Raw genomic sequence first — 19,738 nt, 5'->3', positions numbered from 1 at the left:
CTTGCCGCCGGTGGACCCGGGGCGTGGACTACGGTCGTCCGGTGACCGCGCCACCCCTGGACCCGCCGACGACCCCGGAGCAGCCTCCCGTGCTGGCCGCCGAGGCCGCCGCCGAGGTGGCCACGGTCCCGGCCGGCGTGCCGCAGGCCGCGGAGAGCGCCGGCTTCACCGTCCGGCTGGCGAACTTCACCGGACCGTTCGACCTGCTGCTGCAACTCATCGGCAAGCACAAGCTCGACGTCACCGAGGTGGCCCTGCACAAGGTCACCGACGAGTTCATCGCGTACATCCGGGCGATGGGCGACCAGTGGGACCTGGACGAGGCGAGCGAGTTCCTGCTCATCGCGGCCACCCTGCTCGACCTGAAGGCGGCCCGGCTGCTGCCCGCCGCCGAGGTCGAGGACGAGGAGGACCTGGCCCTGCTTGAGGCGCGGGACCTGCTCTTCGCCCGGCTGTTGCAGTACAAGGCGTACAAGGAGGCGGCGGCGCACATCGCCGAGCTGGAGGCGGTGGGCGGCCGGCGCTACCCCCGAGCGGTCACCCTGGAGCCCCGGTACGCCGAGGCGCTGCCCGACCTGGTCCTCGGCATCGGTCCGGAGCGGCTGCTCAAGCTCGCGATCCGGGCGATGACCCCGAAGCCGACCCCCGAGGTCTCCATCGCGCACGTGCACATGGTGCGGGTCAGCGTCCGGGAGCACGCGGCGATCCTCACCGAGCGGCTGCGCCGCGCCGGCACCGCCACCTTCTCGCTGCTCTGCGCCGACTGCGAGATCACCCTGGAGGTGGTGGCCCGCTTCCTGGCGCTGCTGGAGCTGTACCGGGAGGGGCTGGTCTCCTTCGTGCAGGATCAGGCGCTGGAGGAGTTGACGGTGCGCTGGACCGGCCCCGCCGACGGCGACACCGAGCTGCACATCGACGAGTACGCCGGCTCGGCGGAAGCGGCGGAACCCGACGGCGCTGCGGCGGGCGCGCCGGTCGAGCCGACGGACGGGGACACCACGGGTACGACGGAGGAGCGAGCGGGATGAGCGACGAGGAGCGCCGGGACTCCCTGGCCGACCAGGCGGCCGCCTGGATCCCACCCTGGGAACGCCCCACCCCGCCCCGCGACGAGCCCGCCGAGCCGCCCGTCGGGGCGTCCGACGAGCCCGTCGAGGCGTCCGACGAGCCCAGCGCCGAGGCGTCCGATGAGCCCAGCGCCGAGGCGTCCGCGCGGGCCGCCGACCTCACCGAGGCTTCCGGACCGGCGGGCGACGCCGAGCCCACCGCCGCCTCCGCTCTGCCGGGCGACGCCGAGCCGCCTGCCGTCCCGGCGGCTCCGGAAGATGCCGAGCCGACCGCCGGCCCCGCGCCGGCGGGTGGCGCCGACGAGCCGGCGGGGGAGGGTGCGGCTGCCCGCGTACCCGGGAGACAGCCGGCGCCCCGGCGGCGGGCGACGCCCGCGCCGGAGCCGGCTCCGGTGCTGGACGACGCGGAGCTGCGCGGCGCGCTGGAGGCCATCCTGCTGGTGGTGGACGAGCCGGTCAGCGAGTTGACCCTGGCCCAGGTGCTGGAGCAGCCCGCCGAGCGGGTCGGCCCGATGCTGGACGAGATCGCCGCCGGCTACACCGCCGCCGGGCACGGTTTCGAACTGCGCCGGGCTGCCGGTGGCTGGCGTCTCTACACCCGCCCGGAATACGCGACCTACGTGGAACGGTTCGTACTGGACGGGCAGTCGGTACGGCTGACCCAGGCCGCGCTGGAGACGCTCGCGGTGATCGCCTACAAGCAGCCGGTCACCCGTTCGCGGATTTCGGCCATCCGGGGTGTGAACTGCGACGGGGTCATCCGTACGCTGGTCTCCCGCGGGCTGGTCGAGGAGTGCGGCACCGAACCGGACAGCGGGGCGTTCCTCTACCGGACCACCACGATGTTCCTGGAGAAGCTGGGGCTGAACTCGGTGGCCGACCTGCCCCCGCTCGCCCCGTTCCTCCCCGACGACGTAGAAGAGCTTGCCGATGCGACGCGATGACCGTGCCCCGAAGCCCGACGCCCCCGTGTACGAGGGGACCGAGCGCCTGCAGAAGGTGCTCGCCGCCGCCGGCGTGGGCTCCCGACGGGCCTGCGAGGACCTGATCTTCCGGCGCCGGGTGACCGTGAACGGCCGGGTCGCCCAGCTCGGCGACAAGGTCGACCCCGCCACCGCCGTGATCCACGTCGACGGCGAGCGCCTCCAGGCAAACAACCGCCTGGTCTACGTGGCGATGAACAAGCCGCGCGGGGTGGTTACCACCATGGCGGACGAGAAGGGACGCAACGAGCTCGCCGACTTCATCGGCAACCGGGTGGAGCAGCGGGTCTACCACGTCGGGCGGCTCGACGCGGACAGCGAGGGGCTGCTGCTGCTCACCAACGACGGCACCCTCGCCCACAAGCTCATGCACCCGTCGTACGAGGTGCTCAAGACCTACCTCGCCGAGGTGGCCGGGCCGATCCCGCGCAACCTGGGCAAGCGGCTGATGGCCGGGGTGGAGCTGGAGGACGGGCCGGTCAAGGTCGACTCGTTCAAGGTGGTGGACACCCTGGGCAAGACCGCCCAGGTGGAGCTCTCCCTGCACGAGGGGCGCAAGCACATCGTCCGGCGGTTGCTGGCCGAGGTGGGTCACCCGGTGTCCCGGCTGGTGCGTATCGCGATCGGGCCGATCCGCCTGGGTGACCTGCGTACCGGGCGGATCCGGCGGTTGACCAACGCCGAGGTCGCCGCCCTGTTCAAGGCCGTGGGTGACTGACCCGGCGAACCGGGTATCGGTGCCGGTAGGCTTCGTCGCGGCCGATGGGCCGGCGGGTGGCGCGGGTCGCCCCCGACGGTGGTGCGCGCGGCCGCCCGCGAGGCGCGGGCATGATTGACGATGGACATCCGCTCAACGGCGCCGGAGACACCGGCGACCCGCGAGGTACGGGCTATAGGAGGACAACGGTGGAGGAAAACGTACGGGCCGTGCGCTGCGTGGTCGCTGTGGACGGGCCGTCCGGTTCGGGTAAGTCCACCGTCTCGCGGCGGCTCGCCGCCGGCCTCGGTGCCCGCTACCTCGACACGGGGGCCATGTACCGGGCGATCACCTGGGCCGTGCTGCGCTCCGGGGTCGACCTGACCGACGTCCAGTCGGTGGCCAAGGTCGCCGGCGAGGTCGACCTGCGCATCGGCACCGACCCCCAGGGGTACGGCGTGACCGCCGACGGCGTGAACGTCGACAAGGAGATCCGTGGCCCCGAGGTGACCGCTGCGGTCTCCGCCGTGGCCGCCGTGCCGGCGGTGCGGGAACTGCTCGTCGCCCGGCAGCGCCAGATGATCACCAACGCCGGCCGGATCGTGGTCGAGGGCCGGGACATCGGCTCGGTGGTGGCCCCCGACGCCGACCTGAAGGTCTACCTGACCGCCTCCGAGGCGGCCCGCGCCCAGCGGCGCAGCGCCGAGGACGCGGTCGACGTCGTGGCGACCGCCGCCGACCTGGCCCGCCGGGACAAGCTCGACTCGACCCGCAAGGTCAACCCCCTGCAGCAGGCCCCGGACGCGGTGGTGCTGGACACCACCGAGCTGGGCATCGACGAGGTCGTCGCTCGACTGCGCGACCTCCTCACCGAACGGGGGGTGGCATGAGCGAGGACAACGGCGGCTGGGTGGAGCTGCGGGAGCCGGACCTCGACGTCGAGGAGCCGTCCGGTCCGCAGCCGGTGGTGGCCGTGGTCGGCCGCCCCAACGTGGGTAAGTCGACGCTGGTCAACCGGATCATCGGCCGCCGCCAGGCGGTCGTCGAGGACGTTCCCGGGGTCACCCGGGACCGGGTGCCCTACGACGCGCAGTGGAGCGGCCGGGCGTTCACCGTGGTGGACACCGGCGGTTGGGAGCCGGACGCCAAGGACCGGGCCGCGGCGATCGCCGCGCAGGCCGAGACGGCCGTGGCCACCGCCGACGTGGTGCTCTTCGTGGTCGACGCGATGGTCGGCTCGACCGATGTGGACGAGGCCGCGGTGAAGATGCTGCGGCGCAGCGCGAAGCCGGTCATCCTGGTGGCGAACAAGACCGACAACACCGCCATCGAGATGGAGGCGACCTCGCTCTGGTCGCTCGGCCTCGGTGAGCCGTACCCGGTCTCCGCGCTGCACGGTCGGGGTTCCGGCGAGCTGCTCGACGCCATCATGGAGGCCCTGCCCGAGGCACCGAAGATCATCGAGAACCGGCCCCGCGGCCCGCGCCGCGTGGCGCTCGTCGGCCGTCCCAACGTCGGCAAGTCCAGCCTGCTCAACCGGTTCTCCGGCGAGGAGCGGGCGGTGGTCGACGCGGTCGCCGGCACCACCGTCGACCCGGTCGACAGCCTGGTGGAGATCGGCGGCGAGACCTGGCAGTTGGTGGACACCGCGGGCCTGCGCAAGCGGGTCGGCAAGGCCAGCGGCACCGAGTACTACGCCAGCCTGCGGACCGCCGCGGCCATCGAGGCGGCCGAGGTGGCGGTGGTGCTGCTCGACGCCAGCGAGCCGATCAGCGAGCAGGACCAGCGGATCCTGTCCATGGTCACCGAGGCCGGGCGGGCCCTGGTCATCGCCTTCAACAAGTGGGACCTGGTCGACGCCGACCGCCGGTACTACCTGGACAAGGAGATCGACCGGGAGCTGCGCCGCATCCCCTGGGCGATCCGGCTGAACCTGTCCGCCCAGACCGGCCGCGCGGTGGACAAGCTCGCGCCGGCGCTGCGCAAGGCGCTGGCGAGCTGGGAGACCCGGGTGCCGACCGCGCAGCTCAACCAGTGGCTGACCGCGCTGGTCCAGGCCACCCCGCACCCGGTGCGCGGTGGTCGGGCGCCGAAGATCCTCTTCGCCACCCAGGCGGGGGTCGCGCCGCCGCGCTTCGTGCTCTTCACCACCGCGCCGCTGGACGCCGGCTACCAGCGCTTCGTCGAGCGCAAGCTGCGCGAGGAGTTCGGCTTCGAGGGCAGCCCGATCGAGATCTCGGTACGCCCGCGCAAGAAGCTCGGCCCCGGCGGCCGCGGCAAGGCGCACGGCTGACCCGTACCGCCCCGATCGCCGGGTGGAGCCTCGTTGCTCCACCCGGCGCTCTCTTTCCTAGGACGCTCTAGGGGGAGTGGCGTGGGACGCCGCGACGCGGGAGGGGCCTGTGCGCGTGGTGCGAAGATCCTGCGCTAAGCTGTACCGGCTGCCGCGGGGGAGACCACGCGGGGGCATCGGGACGTGGCGCAGCTTGGTAGCGCACTTGACTGGGGGTCAAGGGGTCGTCGGTTCGAATCCGGCCGTCCCGACAGCACGTAGAGGCCGCTAACCGGAGCGTATGCCCTGGTGAGCGGCCTCTGTTGGTTCTTGAACCAGACGTGGTGAGCGAACTAGACAACGCGGAGGTGGGGACCACTTGGGGACCGGCGAGCCTTCAGGTGAGCGCTCAGCGCCGTTCCCGCGTCCGTGATCGACCGGTGAGCGGGGTGCAGATATCGCGCTGCGAGAACTGCTTGCCGCGGCGCATGGGGCACTATGCGATAGCCGTGCCGGACGCACCACACCTACGTGATGAGCAGCGGTTTCACTCGCGCGCACAGGGCTGCGTCGGCTCGGAATTGCGGATGAGGCGTTCAGGCTGGGTCGAGCGAACTGAACTGGATGCCGGCGAGTCGCCACCCGTCGGGTAGTTCGATCCATACCTGACTCAGTCGGACTGTCAGTGTCATCGCTTCACCACGCCAGGTCGCCCGGCTGCGCTGGACGCAGCGCACGATCGCGGCGCGGTCGTAACGGCGTACGTCGAGTTCGGTTGTCGTCAGGGACAGGTACGCGAAGTCGGCGTGTCGGTCGATCCACTGCCGTTTGTCCAGCAGGTAGCCCCGTTCGCCGATGGACATGAAGTCATCCGCCAGCAGGGCGTTCAAGCGGTCGGTGTCGGCATGCAATTCGGCGTCGTCGAATGCCTGCTGGAGTTCGCGGATGTCTGTCACGTGAGGGTCCTGTCGCGGGTGGGTCGTCGACGGTCAGATTGCCGAGAAGCGCCGATGGCAGTGTGTTTCACATCGTGACGACGAGCTTGCCGGTCGTATGCCGGCGGACGAAGTCGACGCATGCTTGAGCGCCCTGGTCGAGGGCGTAGCGGCGGCCGATCGTGGCCGGTAGTTCTCCGCGGACCGCCAGTTCACCGACCTCCCGCATCCCGCCGAAGGTGCCGTCCATGTCCAGTACGAAATGCAGACCGACGTCGTCGCGGCCGATCCACTCCTGCTGCGGTACCGGGTAGGTGATTGTGAGGAGCCGTCCGCCTGGGCGGATGGCGTCAGCGACTCCGGCAAGGTGGTCACTCGGCAGGGTCAGGTTGAACGCGACATCGACGTCGGAGGGGTACTCGGATTCCGCGTACCCGATGGTCTCATCGGCGCCGAAAGCTCGCAGAATGGCGGCGTCAGTGGCGGTCGCCGTGGCGATCACCCGCGCCCTCGCGGCGGTCAGCAGCGGGATCACGGCGGTTCCGACGCCGCCGGTAGCGCCGATGACCAGGACGGTTTCGCCGGGCTGCACTCCGGCGGTGGCCATAAGTGCCCGTGCGGTCAGGCCGACGGTGGGCAGCGCGGCCGCCTGCTCGATGTCGAGGCCGGCCGGGCGATGCGCCAGGAACGGGGTATCGGCCTCGAAGACCGCGTACTCGGCCAGCGACCCGGTGCTCAGCGACGGCCGGGGCGCACCGGCCATCGCCCGCAGCGCCCGCGGCACAGCCTGACCGAAGATCTCGTCGCCCACCTGATAGGCCGTCACGCCAGCGCCAACCTCGCTGACCGTGCCGGCGAAGTCGTTGCCGGGCACGTGCGGAAACCCCAGCGGTACGACGTCGCGGAAATCCCCGCTGGGCAGCCGGACGTCCGCCGGGTTGATCGAGGCGGCGGCGATCCGGACCTGGATCTGCCCCGGCCCAGGCTGGGGCACCGGCACGTCCCCCACGGTGTATTGCTCGGGCGGCCCGTAGCCGGTCACGACAACTGCCTTCATGCGCTTCCTCCATAAACGGACCGGACGGTCATGTTATCGATCGCGAAGCTAGCAATAAACGGACCGTGCGGTCAACTTGTTAGGGTGGCAACGTGACCTCGACCCGCCCGTTGCGTGCCGACGCCGCCCGCAACCGACGGCTGCTACTGGCGGCCGCCGCCGATGAGTTCGCGGAGCGTGGCCTGGACGCCTCGGTCGCCGACATCGCCCGCCGGGCCGGTCTCGGCAAGGGCACCCTGTTCCGGCACTTCGCCACGAAGGATGACCTGCTCGCCGCGATCGTCCTCGACCGGATCGACGCGCTCAACGCAGTCGGCGAACAGTTGCTCGACGCGGCGGATCCGGGCGCCGCGCTGCTGGAGTTCCTCACCGTCGCCGCGGACCAACAACGGCAACGTGACCTGTCGTTCCTGCAGGAGGCCGGCGAGCTGAACGCGGACGTGATCAGGGCCCGCGAGCAGATGTTCCGCAATGTGCACAAGCTTGTCGATCGGGCTCGTGAGCACGGCGCCGTGCGGGCCGACGTCACCGGCGCCGACGTCATCCTGCTGATGTGCGCGCCCAACTACGTCACCAGCTACGTGCCGGACGCCTCGCCCGACCTGTGGCAGCGATACCTTGCCATCATCTTCGACGGCCTACGCCCGGAAGGCGCCCACCCGCTGCCCCACCCGCCGCCAGCCGCTCTTTGACGCCGCCAAACAGGGTTTGACCGCGGATGCCTGCAGAAAGTCTCTGGAGACTGTTCTCGGCTGAACCCTCGGCCGCTCCCGATCCACAACGTCATGGACATGTCCATACACAACATCGCTGCACGACAAATCCAGCTGATCGGCTGGCTCAAGATGAACGGGGAACTGGTCGTCTGGGAGCGCGGGCGGACGAACTTCGCCCTGCTGCAGCGGCGGGTCACCGCCGGCCGGGGGCTGCTGCGCGAGGCTCGTGAGCACCCGGCCTACTACGTCGCCTTCGACCTTTCTCGTTGCCGCCGACGGAGAGTCGGTGCTCGACGCACCGCTGGTCGAGCGTCGTGGCCGGTTGATGCGGCTTCTCGCGGGCGCCCCGCCGCAGCTGGCGGGTCACCCCGCAAAGCGCCGACGCCACCGAAGTCAGTGAGTGGCTGACCTGGTGCTCGCGGATCCCTTGACCCCTGCGGGTCCGGAGCCCAACGCTTCGACCATCGTCAACGCGCTGGTCAGGCCCGCATTGCCTCAGTCTGCCCGTGACATGATTGCGCCCATGGGGAAGCAGCAGGACGACGGCCACCGCGGGTCAGGTACCACCGCCCACCGTGCGAGCGGCGGCAGCGCCGACGCGCGGCTTGCCCTCGCGCAGGACCCCGCAACGCCACAGATGACCCTCTTCGACTTGGCGTCCGACCCGTCGGCCGTGGTCCGTAAGGCGGTCGCGGCCCGGACCGACGCACCCGCGCAGGCACTGCGACCGCTGACCCGGGACCATGATCGTCAGGTCCGGGAGGCGGTGGCGAGAAACCCCTCGACCTCGGTCGGCAATCTCTTGCGTCTCGTCAAGGACCCCGACCGGTGGGTCCGCTGGGCGGTCGCCAGCAACCCGGCTTGCGACGAATCGGTTCGCCGGGTGATGTCGGAGGCGCCCGACAAGGAGCTTCGTGGTCTCCTCGCGGAGATGCGGGAGTTGGAGCCCGAACTGGCCGCCAGGCTGATCGACGACGTCTCACCCGAGGTACGGGAACGACTCGCCACCCACACCCACGACCCCGACGTGATCACCGCCCTGATGGCCGATCGCACCGTACGCGTACGCAAGGGGGTCGCCCGCAACCCGCGGACCACCGCCGAGCAGCGCAGGGCGCTTGCCCAGGACCCCGTGGTCGACGTCCGTGCCGCGCTGGTCCGCGCGGTCCAGCTGGACGAGGCGGATCTGGAACGCCTGGTTCACGACCGTTCGGTGCAGGTCCGACTGGCAATGGCAACATCCGAGGTCATCCCGCCGCACATCCGGCAGGCCCTCGGCCGCGATCCCGACGATATGGTGGCCGGCGCGGCGCGAGATTTCCGCCCGGCGTCTGGCAACTCCCCGGTGATAAAGGCTCCACGCGTCGGTCACCGGCGCTCCGGGAGCGGCCCAGGTCGACCGGGCGGCGCCGCGCGCTAAGGCAGGCGGCAGGTCTGCCCCGGCCCATACAGGGCGGGCACCCGCGCCGGATCATCATTCTCGAGGATCAGCACGAGGATGCCCTGCCGCAAGACGGACGCAGGCGCACGCCCTCTCTTTTCTGGTCTCAGGGATACGGAAGGGCGCTCGCTCGGTGGGGATCGGCGCCGGCCGTGGTGGAGCGGTTGTCGCCGTGGTCGCCGTGCCAGTCGAGGACGAGCATGCAGGCGTCGTCGGGCAGGGCGGGTCCGGCGACGTCGAGGACGGCGTCGCCGAGTACGCGGACGACCTCCCTGGGGTGCAGGTCGGTGAGGCCCGGCAGCCGTGCGGGCAGGTCGAGGCGGGCGGCGCCGCGTTCCAGCATGCCGTCGGTGAGCAGGATGAGCCGATCGTCGGGGCGAAGCGGGACGTCGGTTGTGCGGTAGGTCCCCTGGCGCAGTACGCCGAACGGCGGATCGACCGGTAGCGCGAGGGGCTGGACGGTCCCGTCGCGCACCAGCAGTGGGGTGGGGTGGCCGGCGTTGACCATGGCCAGCACGCCGGTGCGCAGATCGAGTCGGCCGAGAAGTCCGGTGGCGAAGGTGAACCCCCCGGGCGGATTCTCGATCAGCGCCGAGTTTGCGGCCCGGGCCTGGTCGAGCAGGGTGTGACCGTGGCGGCGGGTGTGGCGCAGGCTGCCGACGCAGAGCGTTGCGGTCAGTGCGCTGTGCACGCCGTGGCCCACGGCGTCGGTGATGCTCAAGTGCAGCAGGTTGCGCGCGAGGCTGTAGTCGAAGGTGTCTCCGCCGATGCTGGCCGCCGGCTCCAGCCACGCCGAGAGGGTGAACGAGCCGGCCTCGCAGGTGAATGAGGAGGGCAGGAGCCGGCGCTGGATCTCTGCGGCAAGGGTGAACGGAGTGGTCCGCTGGCCCCATTCGAAAAGGTCGGTGTGCCGCCGGGCGGCGATCACCACGAACGCCAGCGCGTGCGCGGCCCGGGAGATCTCGGCCAGGGCCTCGTCGTCCGGCTTGACCGGCAAGGAGATCTCCAACAGTCCGATCGCCTCGCCCCGTTGCGTGACGGGCGCCATCACGACGTGATCATCTCCGCTCGGACGGACCTGCACGCGTTGGGAGCGCAGCGCCTGTTCCTGTGGCCCGCCGTCGAAAGGCAGCACGGTGGCGACGTCCTCGTCCTGCTGGCGTCTGCCGGGCCGGTTCCCGAAGGGAACGTCGTGGGCCAGCCGAACGAGAGCCCGGCCGCTCATGTCCGCGACGAGGAACGACACCCACAGCGCCCCGAGGTCGACGCCGATGCCTCGGGTCACCGCCTCCACCGCGTCGACCGGGGCGGCGTCCTCGACGGCGCGCAGCACGTTGCCCAGGTCCACGCCGCTCCACCGTTTCTTGTTCACGCGCCAGAGCATAGGCCGAGAGAGCCGACAAGCCGTCCACACAGGTTTCGTCGGCTCCGGGCCGGCGTCCGGGCTCAGCCCTCCCTGCTGCGCTGCCGTTCCTGCTCCCCGGCCAAGCGCTCGGAGCGACGGCGTGGACCTGTACCTGGATCGCGACTCGTTCCGGGAGGCGTTTGCCGCAGACGTCGATCCCGGGACGGCCACCGTGATGGCAGCGGCGCAGCGGCCGTGGAGCGGCGCCGCGGCGGCCACGCCGTCGGGCCCGCCGGCGTGGAAGTCCATCCCGTCGTGGTGCCTGCTCGGCACCGAGGACCGGGCCATCCCGCCTGCGGGGCAACGTTTCATGGCCGAGCGCGCGAAGGCGAGGATCGAGGAGGTGGCGGCCCCCCCCCGCCTCCATGGTTTCGCAGCCCGAGGTCGTGACGCGGTTGATCCTGAGCGCGGTGGAGGCGACCAGTCGCTAGCCGCCCACCCGGCGCTGGTGATCATGCGGATGCCTGGGTGGCCGCCGGTTCGATCCGCTCGACCCACTGTGCCCGCCAGGCCGGCGGCTCCCAGGGCTCTCCGAAGTAGATCCGCTCCCGGACGACCTTGCCGTCGCGGAACTCCATGATCCCGACGGCCATCATCGGCCGGTCGTCGTACCGGATGGTGTACTCGTTGACCCACAGATCCCCGCAGCCGACGGTCCGGTGCAGCTGGAACTCCTGCCGGTCGGGGTAGCTGGACCTGAGGGCGGTGATGTTGGCCTTGCCGCGGACGCGCTCGCCGCCCTGCGGCCACTCCAGCACCGCGTCGTCGGCGTAGATCTCGGAAGCGCGGGCGATGTCGTCGCCCGGCCCGCCGCCGGGGGCGCTGACGTTGGAGGCTTCGAAGTGGGCTTTGATCATCGCCCGCGCGACGGTCTCGTCCATGGCTCAACCTTCCGTCCGAACGGAGGTCTGCGTGTTGGCCTGCGCATCTGGAAGCTACCACCGGCCGGGAGCCACCCGGTGCCGTACCTGGCGGATTGAGGCTTCGTCGTGCAGCACGGCAGTCATCGAAGAGCGGCAGCGCGGCGTGCGAGGGAAGGTCAGCGGCACCGCCGTACGCTACCGACGCGCGGCCCCACCCGGCTGATCCGCACGGCGCCGGGTGGGGTGGCTGTCAGGGCCAGGTCCGGGCCTGGGCGTCGAAGACCTCCGGCGGGCTCTCCACCGGCAGGACGCAGACCAGGTGTCCGCCCGGCACCCGCAGGATGCGACAGTCCAGCCACCGGGCCACCTCGGTGGCGCCGAGGGCGAGCAGCCGTGCCGTCTCGGCCTCGACGTCGTCGGTCTCGAAGTCGAGGTGGAAGCGGGGCGCGTCGTCAACGGCCTGCACGGCGGTGACCAGCCCGGGCAGGGCGCCGTGCAGGCCGACGAACTGCGGGTGCTCCGGGTCCGCCTCGGCGGGGACGCCGAGGGCGGCCGACCAGAAGGCCGCCGCCCGGGCGGCCTCCGCGTGCGGGGCGTCGATCAGGACGGCGTAGACGCGGCTGCGATGCATGCCGCGCAAGGTAGTGCCTGTCGCCGGTCCGCGCATCCCGAGCGGAGCCGGGGCGGTCGGGGAGTGGCCCGGTGGGTGGACCACTCCCGTGGCGACCTCGCCTAGGCCGCGGCGGCGGCCGGGACCCAGAGTTCGTCGACGGCGCGCTCGGCCGCCGCGAGGCTCTCCTGGGCCAGCGGCACCAGGCCGGCCATGGCCGGGTTCACGCCGGCGAGGGTCAGCTCCGTCGTGATGAAGCGCGGCTGGAGGCCGGTCATCGCCAGGCCGTGCGGCAGCCACGGCTCGGCGTGGTCCCAGCCCTCGCGTGGCGTGCCGGGGGCGTACCCGCCGCCGCGCGTGGCCAGCACGATGAACTCACGGTCGCCCAGGAGGCCGGCCTGGCTCTCCGGGTCGTAGGCCAGGCCGGGCGCGATCAGGTGGTCGACCCACGCCTTGACGCTGCTGGGGGCGGCGAAGTTGTACAGCGGCAGCCCCAGCAGGACCGTGTCGGCCCGCCTCACCTCCTCGACCAGCTGCTCGGTCAGCGCCCAGGACTCCCGCTGGGCCGGGCTGTGCTGCTGCGGCGGTGTCATCCGCGCCAGGCCGCCGGCCTGATCCAGATGCGGCAGCGGATCGGCGCCCAGGTCCCGGTAGCGGACCGTGCCGTCGGGGTGCGCGGCGCGCCAGGCCCTGGCCGCGCGCTCGGTCAGCCGGCGGCTCACCGACCGGTCCCCCTGGATGCTGGAGTCGATGTGCAACAGGTGTGCCATTGATTTGCCCTCCATAATCTATTGGTGTCGTGCCAATCATTTGTAGCACGTGAGTCGTGGGCGGCGACGGTAGGCTTGGTCACATGCCTGCCGTACCGGTCGACCAGCCCGAGCGCCGCTCGGCGCCCCTGCTCGACCACCTCGCGCGGCGGATGCGGCTGCGTGCCGAGACGGTGCTGGCGCCGCTGGGGCTGCGGCCCCGGCACCTGGTCGCGCTCACGGTGCTGCGGGCGCAGGGCGGCAGCAGTCAGCAGGCCCTCGCCGGCACGCTGGAGATGGACGGCACGAACATCGTCGGGCTGCTCAACGAGCTGGAGGCGGAGCGCCTCATCGAACGGCGCCGGTCTCCCGAGGACCGCCGCCGGCACGTCGTCGAGCTCACCCCCGCCGGAGAGAAGCGCCTCGGGGAGGCTGAGTGCGCCCTCGCGGCGGTGGAGAACGAGGTGCTCGGCGCGCTGGACGCGCGGCAGCGCGAGACGCTCTACGAGCTGCTGGAGCGGGCGGTCGGTGGCGGTCCGGCGTCCTGCGCCGGGGCGGCGGAGGGCCCGTCGTGCTCGGCCGCAGGCGGGCCGGCCTGCTGACCGGTCAGGAGACTGCCGTACCGATTGACTTTCGATAGGTTGCGAGCGATAGTCGATGCATGTTCACTGAGCATCGAGCGGTGACCCCGCTCCGAGTCTTCCTCGTGCTGCTGTTCGGGATCCTGGTCATGTTCCAGACCTTCTCCCTGCCCGGACAGTTCGCGCACATGGCCCAGGAGTCCCCGGACCAGGCCCACCTCCGGTGGCCGCTGACTGCCGTCTCGGTGTTCTGGCTGCTGTGCATCCAGGTGGTGATCGTGTCCACCTGGAAGTTGCTCACCCTGGTCAAGAACGACCGCATCTTCAGTGACGCCGCCCTGGCGTGGGTGGACGCGATCGTCTGGGCGATCGTCGCCGCCTGGGTGGTGCTGCTGGGCGTGTTCCTCTACGTCGGCTTCAACGCCTCGGACCCCGGACTGCCGCTCCTGCTCTTCCTGATGTTGGTGGGCGTCGCCGTGCTGGGGCTCCTGATGGTGGTGATGCGGGCACTGCTGCGGCAGGCCACGACACTGCGCACCGACATGGAGGCGGTGATCTGATGCCCATCGTCGTCCGCATCGACGTCGAGCTCGCCAAACGCAAGATGAGCGTCGGCGAGTTCGCCGAACGCGTCGGGCTCACGCCGGCGAACGTGGCGGTGCTGAAGAACGGCCGCGCCAAAGCCGTCCGCTTCAGCACCCTGGAAGCCATGTGCCGGGTGCTCGACTGCCAGCCCGGTGACCTGCTCGAGTGGGTCGAGGACTGACCCGCCGCACCGCCTCCCAACCACCGAACACCTCGGCCACGTCGACCCGCTCACCGGCCGGATCCGCGACGGATCCGGCTCGGAAAGGAAACCCCATGAAGTACGTCCTCGCCCTCGTCGCCCTCCTCGCCGTCGCGGTCGGCGTCGCCGGCATCGTGTACGGGGAGGCCGATGACTCCCCGGGCCTCCAACTCCTGGGCGTCCTGCTCGTCCTCGGCGCCGTGGTGTTCGGCGTGCGGGCCGTCCGACGCGGCAGGTAGCAGAACCCACGGTGGCGTCGTCCCCCACCCGGCGGCGTCAGGTCCGGCCCTCGGCCCGGAGCCGGTCGGCCAGCTCACGGACCGCGGCGGCGAAGCGTTCGTCGGATTCGCACGGCCAGTGCCCCTGCACCGGGGGCGGGACGCTGTCGCTCGGGGGCGCCACCACGTCCTCTGGGTCCCGCAGTCGCCGGTCGACCCGGTCGCTCGGGCCGGCCCGGGTCGGTGGGTCACCGGGCCGGTGTGCGGCGAACATCCAGCCGCCGATGGGATCGGTCTCCCGCCACAGGTTCAGCCAGCGCCAGCCGACCCGCTCGCCCACCTCGTGCAGCACGTCCCGGCCCAGGTACGCGGGGAAGAGCCGGGCGTACAGGCGGTCGAGCGGGGACCCGTAGGTCAGCAGCGCGACCCGCCGGCGTACCTGCGGCGGCAGTTGCAGCACCGTGGCCGCCAGCAGCACCGAGCCGTGGCTGTGGCCGGTGAGCAGCACGCCGGTGTGCCGCTCCGCCAGGTAGCAGATCCGCTTCGCCAGCTCGGGTACGGCCCGTTCGGCGTAGCACGGCGGCGCGAAGGGGTGGGCCGCCCGGGGCCAGAACGTGCCCAGGTCCCACACCACGCCGACGTACCGGCGGAACTCCGCCGTCCGGTAGGCGAACAGTCCGCCCATCACCAGGGCGAGCACCAGCCCGAGGATGAGATAGCTGCCCACGGTCAGCCCGAAGTTCACGAATCCGGACGGCACCCCGAGCAGCCGTTCCGCCAACGGGCTCGGCTGCAGGCCGAACAATGCGAGCAGGCTCGTGGCCAGGCCGAGCGTGGCCAGGCAGGCGCACGCGACGGCCAGCGGGCCGAGCCACTCGGTGAACCGCGCCCGCGCGATCGTCTTCTCCACGCGTCGCATCCGGTCGGCGGCCTCCGGCGGGGCTGCCGGGAAGTCCCGGGCGACGATGGCCCCCGCCGCCCGTCGGCGACCCCGGCGGGAGAGCAGGGTCAGCCCGGCGGCGACCAGCACCGCCACGATCATGCTCAGGAAGAAGGTGAACAGCGCCCACTTGTAGGCCAGCGGCGGGGCCGCCAGATCCTCCGGACGTCCGGTGATCGCCCGCCGGTTGAGGAAGTACGCCGTCCGGTAGACCAGCTCGGCGGAGAACGCGCCGGCCAGGCCGACCGCGAAGGCCGCGATCACGGGTGCGCCGAGGCCGTGCAGCAGCGCGCGGCCGCCGTCCCGGCGGCCGCGCCAGGGGGCCAGCACGGCGAGGGCCGCCAGCAGGGCCATCTGCGCGAGGAAGGCCCAACCGACGATCCGGCCGTACCCCGGCAGCCCGGCCGCGAGCGGCCACGGGGTCCGGTCCAGTGCGACCACCCCGAGGGTCGCCACGGTCAGACCGCAGGCCACCGTGCGCAGCGCCACGGTCAACCGGTCGGTGGTGTGCGCCGTCGCCGGCTGTTCCAGCAGCTCGGGCGCGCAGAGCAGCGCCGCGCCGGCCGCCAGCACCAGCACGGCGAGGACGGCCAGGGCGACCGTCACGACCGAGGGGTGGCCGGCGCCGCGCGCGGCGAGCAGGGTCAGGTCGAGCACCGCGAACGCGACGGCGATGTGGATCGCCCGCAGCCGGCCCACCATCGGCATGGCGTCCCACTGGCCGACGGCGCTGAGCCGGTCGCCCTCGGGGTCGCCGGTCGGCACCCGGAAGCCCTCGTAGGAGCGGCCGGGCCGGGCGCCCAGCAGCCAGACCAGCCCGACCGCGGCGATCGGCACCACGGCCAGCACCGCCAGCCGCAGCCCGACCGGGTGCCCGCCGAGCCAGGACAGCCAGGCGCGGCCCATCAGGCAGCGGGACGAGCCCATGCACTTCCAGGCGATCAGGTCCAGGGCGACGCCGGCGGCGGACAGGGCGTACAGCACGGTGAGGTTGAGCGCGACGAGCCGGCACAGCACCTTGACGCCCGAGCCGGGCCCCCGCCGGGCCGGCCGCATCCAGATCGCCACGTTGCTCAGCATGAACGGGAGCAGGAAGACCAGGGACAGTGTCCGGGCGGCGGTGCCGGAGGGCAGGTCGCTCCACCGGTACGCCTCCAGCACCACGCCGCCCGGTCCGGTGCTGTCCGGGTAGCCCGGCCTCGGCCGGAAGAAGCCACCGCTGCGGTCGCCGGCCACCTGGTGGGCGTGCGGCCGGTCGAGCACCTGATCGGCACGGGCGCCCGAGACCCCGTGCACCCGCAGTTCGACGACATCGTCCGGCGCGTGCTGCTCTCCGGACGGCGGTGCGGTGTCGGTCATCGGCCTGCGACCCCCGGCGGCGCGGCCAGCAGTGCGGGACGGCTGCCGGACGGACGAGCCGCACCGGCGCCGGCTGGCGCGCAGGAGTACCCGCGCAGCGGGACGTCAACCAGGGCTTCGTCCCGTGCCCACCGGTGCCGCGGGGGTCCGGTGAACCGGGCATTGCCGCCGCTCACCGGCACTACCGTGGATGGTTGGTACGCCGGGGTCGCCCACGCCGGGGCCGGCGGGAGCGGGCGCGTCGCCGTCGGCGTGACGCGAGCGGCGAGCACCCCTGCTGTGCGCCGGGCTCGGCGCTGTCGGCGCTCCCGCAGCTCGTCCCGATGTCCCTGCCGTTCCCGGCGCTGGCGCCGGCCTACGAGAAGAGCAACGCCGTGAACGAACTGTTGGAGCAGGCCATCGCTGCGCACGGCGGGATGGACCGGTGGAACGAGCTGAGCTCGGTCAGCGCGCGGGTGCTCGGCGGCGGCGCGCTGTGGGGCCTCAAGGGCCAGGAGGGCGTGCTGGACGACGTGGTGACGCAGGCCGAGCTGCACCGCCAGGTCGCCCGCACCACCCCGTTCGGCCGGCCCGACCTGAGCAGCGTCGTCACCCCGGACCGCGTCGTGATCGAGACCGCGGCGGGGGAGGTGGCCGAGGAACGGTCCCGCCCGAGGGACTCCTTCGTGGGCCACGAGATCGCCACCGGCTGGGACCGCCTGCACCTGGCGTACTTCAACGGGTACGCGATGTGGAACTACCTGACGGAGCCGTTCCTGCTGGCGGGCCCCGGATTCCAGCTGGAGGAGCTGGCGCCCCACCACGAGGACGGCGAGGTATGGCGGGCCCTGCGGGTGGTGTTCCCGGACGAGGTGGCGACGCACAGCAGGGAGCAGACCTACTACGTCGACGCGGAGGGGCACATCCGGCGGCACGACTACGTGCCGGACGTCTTCGGCCCGGGTGCGCCCGTCGCCGCCAACTACAGCTTCGACCCCCGGCGGTACGACGGAATCCTCGTCCCGACCCGCCGCCTGGTCTACCTGCTCGACGCCGAGGGCCGCCCCGACAAGAACACGGTGATCGTCTCGATCGAGTTGCAGGACGTCCGGTTCCAGTGACCGCGCCGCCGTCGACGTAACGTCACGACCAGCGCAGCGCCGGGCCCGCTGCTGGTAGTGTGGGCGGCCGGTGATCGGATCAGGGAGACCAGACATGGCGGGTGACGACGACATCTCCGGGTGAGACCGGACGTGTTCGGCCACCGGCAGGCGCGCGGCAAGCGCCCCGCCGCCGGCAGGCCGTGCCCTCGTCAACCATCCCTGTTGCCCGCCCGGGCGGCTCCGGCACGCCCGCGTCACCGTTGAGGTCCCTCGCATGTCCGACGCGTACATCGTCTGCTCCAACCTCTCCTTCTCCTGGCCCGACGACACCCCCGTCTTCGAGGACCTGTCGTTCACCGTCGGCGGTGGTCGTACGGGTCTGGTCGCCCCCAACGGCGCCGGCAAGAGCACCCTGCTCAAGCTGATCGCCGGACAGTGCCGGCCCACCGGCGGGTCGGTGACCGTCGAGGGAGTGCTCGGCTACCTCCCGCAGAGCCTGCCGCTGGCCGGCGACCTGACCGTCTCCGAGGTGCTGGGGGTCGCCCCCGTGCTGCGGGCGCTGCACGCCATCGAGGCCGGCGACGCCAGCGAGGAGCACTTCACCACGATCGGCAACGACTGGGACGTCGAGGAGCGCACCCAGGCCCAGCTGGACCGGTTGGGGCTCGCCGGCGTCGCGCTCAGCCGCCGCCTGGACACCCTCAGCGGCGGGCAGGTGGTCTCGCTCGGCCTCGCCGCGCAGCTGCTGAAGCGGCCCGACGTCCTGCTGCTCGACGAACCCACCAACAACCTCGACCTCGACGCCCGGCGCATGCTCTACCACCTGCTCGACGACTGGCCCGGCTGCCTGCTGCTGGTCAGCCACGACCGCGCGCTGCTCGACCGGATGGACCGCATCCTCGAACTCGACCGGGGTGAGGTCCGCTCCTACGGCGGCAACTTCACCGCCTACCAGGAGGCCGTCCGGGCCGAGCAGGAGGTCGCCGAGCGCAACGTCCGCAACGCCGAGCAGGAGGTCAAGCGGGAGAAGCGGGAGATGCAGCAGGCCCGCGAGCGGGCCGAGCGGCGGGCCAGCAACGCCAGCCGCAACCTCAAGAGCGCCGGCCTGCCGAGGATCTTCGCCGGGACGATGAAGCGCGGCGCCCAGGAGTCGGCCGGCCGGGCCGGCGAGACCCACGCGGCCCGGGTCAGCCAGGCGCGGGCCCGGCTCGACGAGGCCGGCCGCGCCCTGCGCGACGAGCAGCGGATCGTGCTGGACCTGCCCGGCACCAACGTTCCCGCCGGGCGCACCGTCTTCCACGGCGAGCGGATGCAGGTCCGCTACGGCGACCGGGCGCTCTTCGCCGCCGACGGTGCCGACCTGGTGATCCGGGGCCCCGAGCGGATCGCGCTGACCGGGCCCAACGGCGCCGGCAAGTCCACCCTGCTGCGCCTGGTCCACGGTGACCTGGAGTCCGACGGCGGCCGGGTGCGGCGGGCCGACGGGCGGATCGCGTACCTGTCGCAGCGGCTGGACCTGCTGGACCTCGATCGCACGGTGGCAGAGAACCTGGCCGCGTTCGCGCCCGGGACGCCGGAGGCGGAGCGGATGAACCTGCTCGCCCGCTTCCTGTTCCGGGGCTCCCGCATCCACCTGCCGGTCGGGGTGCTCTCCGGCGGGGAGCGGCTGCGCGCCACCCTGGTCTGCGTGCTGTGCGCCGAGCCGGCACCCCAGCTGCTGCTGCTCGACGAGCCGACCAACAACCTTGACCTGGTCAGCGTCGCCCAGTTGGAGAGCGCGCTCGGCGCGTACCAGGGTGCCTTCGTGGTGGTCAGCCACGACCAGCGGTTCCTCGCCGAGATCGGGGTGAACCGCTGGCTGCGGCTCGCCGGGGGACAGCTACGGGAGACCGGCGCGCCCGAGCCCGACTGACGCCGCCGGGTTCACCAGGGGGCGGGCCGGCCGTCGCGGAAAAAGCCGCCGGCCGGGCCGTCGT

General features: G+C 72.1%; 20 protein-coding genes and 1 tRNA gene. 14 read left to right on the top strand and 7 right to left on the bottom strand.

What is annotated here, in order from left to right:
- The first annotated feature begins 41 nt into the window (after positions 1-41).
- From ACTMS9_RS27630 to ACTMS9_RS27605, 6 genes are all read left to right on the top strand, one after another.
- Complete coding sequence (locus ACTMS9_RS27630) at positions 42-1,028, top strand: segregation and condensation protein A (protein ID WP_441166369.1); 987 nt, start codon at positions 42-44, stop codon at positions 1,026-1,028.
- Entirely contained in the window at positions 1,025-2,011 is a 987-nt protein-coding gene (scpB, locus tag ACTMS9_RS27625) for an SMC-Scp complex subunit ScpB (RefSeq protein WP_441166368.1), read from the top strand. The genes ACTMS9_RS27630 and scpB overlap by 4 nt, the downstream gene beginning before the upstream one ends.
- Positions 1,998-2,768 (top strand): pseudouridine synthase, encoded by a 771-nt coding sequence (locus tag ACTMS9_RS27620; RefSeq protein ID WP_441166367.1) that lies wholly within the window; start codon positions 1,998-2,000, stop codon positions 2,766-2,768. The genes scpB and ACTMS9_RS27620 overlap by 14 nt, the downstream gene beginning before the upstream one ends.
- Positions 2,769-2,956: 188 nt before the next feature.
- Positions 2,957-3,637, top strand: a complete 681-nt coding sequence (cmk, locus tag ACTMS9_RS27615) for a (d)CMP kinase (protein ID WP_441166366.1) — start codon at positions 2,957-2,959, stop codon at positions 3,635-3,637.
- Positions 3,634-5,040: a ribosome biogenesis GTPase Der gene (gene der / locus ACTMS9_RS27610; RefSeq protein WP_441166365.1), complete on the top strand. Its 1,407-nt coding sequence runs from the start codon at positions 3,634-3,636 to the stop codon at positions 5,038-5,040. The genes cmk and der overlap by 4 nt, the downstream gene beginning before the upstream one ends.
- Before the next feature lie 177 nt (positions 5,041-5,217).
- Positions 5,218-5,291, top strand: a tRNA-Pro gene (locus ACTMS9_RS27605).
- 324 nt (positions 5,292-5,615) lie between these two features.
- Here ACTMS9_RS27605 and ACTMS9_RS27600 read toward each other — a convergent pair.
- Entirely contained in the window at positions 5,616-5,975 is a 360-nt protein-coding gene (locus ACTMS9_RS27600; RefSeq protein WP_441148333.1) for a DUF4440 domain-containing protein, read from the bottom strand.
- Between the two features lie 67 nt (positions 5,976-6,042).
- The gene (locus ACTMS9_RS27595; RefSeq protein ID WP_441148332.1) at positions 6,043-6,996 is read right to left on the bottom strand and encodes an NADP-dependent oxidoreductase; all 954 of its coding nucleotides are present in this window, start codon (positions 6,994-6,996) and stop codon (positions 6,043-6,045) included.
- A gap of 107 nt (positions 6,997-7,103) precedes the next feature.
- Between ACTMS9_RS27595 and ACTMS9_RS27590 the strand changes: the two genes are divergently transcribed.
- Both ACTMS9_RS27590 and ACTMS9_RS27585 read left to right on the top strand, forming a co-directional pair.
- The gene (locus tag ACTMS9_RS27590; RefSeq protein WP_441148331.1) at positions 7,104-7,703 is read left to right on the top strand and encodes a TetR/AcrR family transcriptional regulator; all 600 of its coding nucleotides are present in this window, start codon (positions 7,104-7,106) and stop codon (positions 7,701-7,703) included.
- Positions 7,704-8,250: 547 nt separating this feature from the next.
- Positions 8,251-9,147 carry a hypothetical protein gene (locus tag ACTMS9_RS27585; RefSeq protein ID WP_441148330.1) on the top strand — a complete coding sequence of 299 codons (897 nt, stop codon included), beginning with the start codon at positions 8,251-8,253 and terminating at the stop codon, positions 9,145-9,147.
- Between the two features lie 127 nt (positions 9,148-9,274).
- On the opposite strand, the gene ACTMS9_RS27580 is transcribed toward ACTMS9_RS27585, so the two are convergent.
- The 4 genes from ACTMS9_RS27580 to ACTMS9_RS27565 form a co-directional block, all read right to left on the bottom strand.
- The gene (locus ACTMS9_RS27580) at positions 9,275-10,540 is read right to left on the bottom strand and encodes a PP2C family protein-serine/threonine phosphatase (protein WP_441148329.1); all 1,266 of its coding nucleotides are present in this window, start codon (positions 10,538-10,540) and stop codon (positions 9,275-9,277) included.
- Between the two features lie 485 nt (positions 10,541-11,025).
- The gene (locus ACTMS9_RS27575; protein ID WP_441166364.1) at positions 11,026-11,454 is read right to left on the bottom strand and encodes a nuclear transport factor 2 family protein; all 429 of its coding nucleotides are present in this window, start codon (positions 11,452-11,454) and stop codon (positions 11,026-11,028) included.
- A gap of 232 nt (positions 11,455-11,686) precedes the next feature.
- A complete protein-coding gene (locus ACTMS9_RS27570; protein ID WP_441166363.1) occupies positions 11,687-12,067 on the bottom strand; it encodes a VOC family protein in 381 nt (126 codons plus the stop codon).
- Positions 12,068-12,168: 101 nt separating this feature from the next.
- Positions 12,169-12,816: an FMN-dependent NADH-azoreductase gene (locus tag ACTMS9_RS27565; protein ID WP_441166362.1), complete on the bottom strand. Its 648-nt coding sequence runs from the start codon at positions 12,814-12,816 to the stop codon at positions 12,169-12,171.
- An 83-nt stretch (positions 12,817-12,899) separates the two neighbouring features.
- Between ACTMS9_RS27565 and ACTMS9_RS27560 the strand changes: the two genes are divergently transcribed.
- The 4 genes from ACTMS9_RS27560 (at position 12,900) to ACTMS9_RS27545 (ending at position 14,402) form a co-directional block, all read left to right on the top strand.
- Positions 12,900-13,397, top strand: a complete 498-nt coding sequence (locus ACTMS9_RS27560; RefSeq protein WP_441166361.1) for a MarR family winged helix-turn-helix transcriptional regulator — start codon at positions 12,900-12,902, stop codon at positions 13,395-13,397.
- Between the two features lie 80 nt (positions 13,398-13,477).
- Positions 13,478-13,936 (top strand): DUF2975 domain-containing protein, encoded by a 459-nt coding sequence (locus tag ACTMS9_RS27555; protein ID WP_441166360.1) that lies wholly within the window; start codon positions 13,478-13,480, stop codon positions 13,934-13,936.
- Complete coding sequence (locus ACTMS9_RS27550) at positions 13,936-14,142, top strand: helix-turn-helix domain-containing protein (protein ID WP_088962527.1); 207 nt, start codon at positions 13,936-13,938, stop codon at positions 14,140-14,142. The genes ACTMS9_RS27555 and ACTMS9_RS27550 overlap by 1 nt, the downstream gene beginning before the upstream one ends.
- 95 nt (positions 14,143-14,237) lie before the next feature.
- The gene (locus ACTMS9_RS27545) at positions 14,238-14,402 is read left to right on the top strand and encodes a hypothetical protein (RefSeq protein ID WP_441148323.1); all 165 of its coding nucleotides are present in this window, start codon (positions 14,238-14,240) and stop codon (positions 14,400-14,402) included.
- 37 nt (positions 14,403-14,439) lie between these two features.
- On the opposite strand, the gene ACTMS9_RS27540 is transcribed toward ACTMS9_RS27545, so the two are convergent.
- Positions 14,440-16,680, bottom strand: a complete 2,241-nt coding sequence (locus tag ACTMS9_RS27540; protein ID WP_441148322.1) for a hypothetical protein — start codon at positions 16,678-16,680, stop codon at positions 14,440-14,442.
- A 323-nt stretch (positions 16,681-17,003) separates the two neighbouring features.
- On the opposite strand from ACTMS9_RS27540, the gene ACTMS9_RS27535 reads away from it, so the two are divergent.
- Both ACTMS9_RS27535 and abc-f read left to right on the top strand, forming a co-directional pair.
- Positions 17,004-17,780: a hypothetical protein gene (locus ACTMS9_RS27535; RefSeq protein WP_441166359.1), complete on the top strand. Its 777-nt coding sequence runs from the start codon at positions 17,004-17,006 to the stop codon at positions 17,778-17,780.
- Positions 17,781-18,036: 256 nt separating this feature from the next.
- Positions 18,037-19,674 carry a ribosomal protection-like ABC-F family protein gene (gene abc-f / locus ACTMS9_RS27530; RefSeq protein ID WP_441148320.1) on the top strand — a complete coding sequence of 546 codons (1,638 nt, stop codon included), beginning with the start codon at positions 18,037-18,039 and terminating at the stop codon, positions 19,672-19,674.
- The last annotated feature ends 64 nt before the right edge of the window (positions 19,675-19,738 follow it).

This window comes from Micromonospora sp. L31 (assembly GCF_052068075.1).
In the GTDB taxonomy this organism is placed as follows: domain Bacteria; phylum Actinomycetota; class Actinomycetes; order Mycobacteriales; family Micromonosporaceae; genus Micromonospora; species Micromonospora purpureochromogenes.
This window is presented reverse-complemented; position numbering and strand designations above follow the sequence as displayed.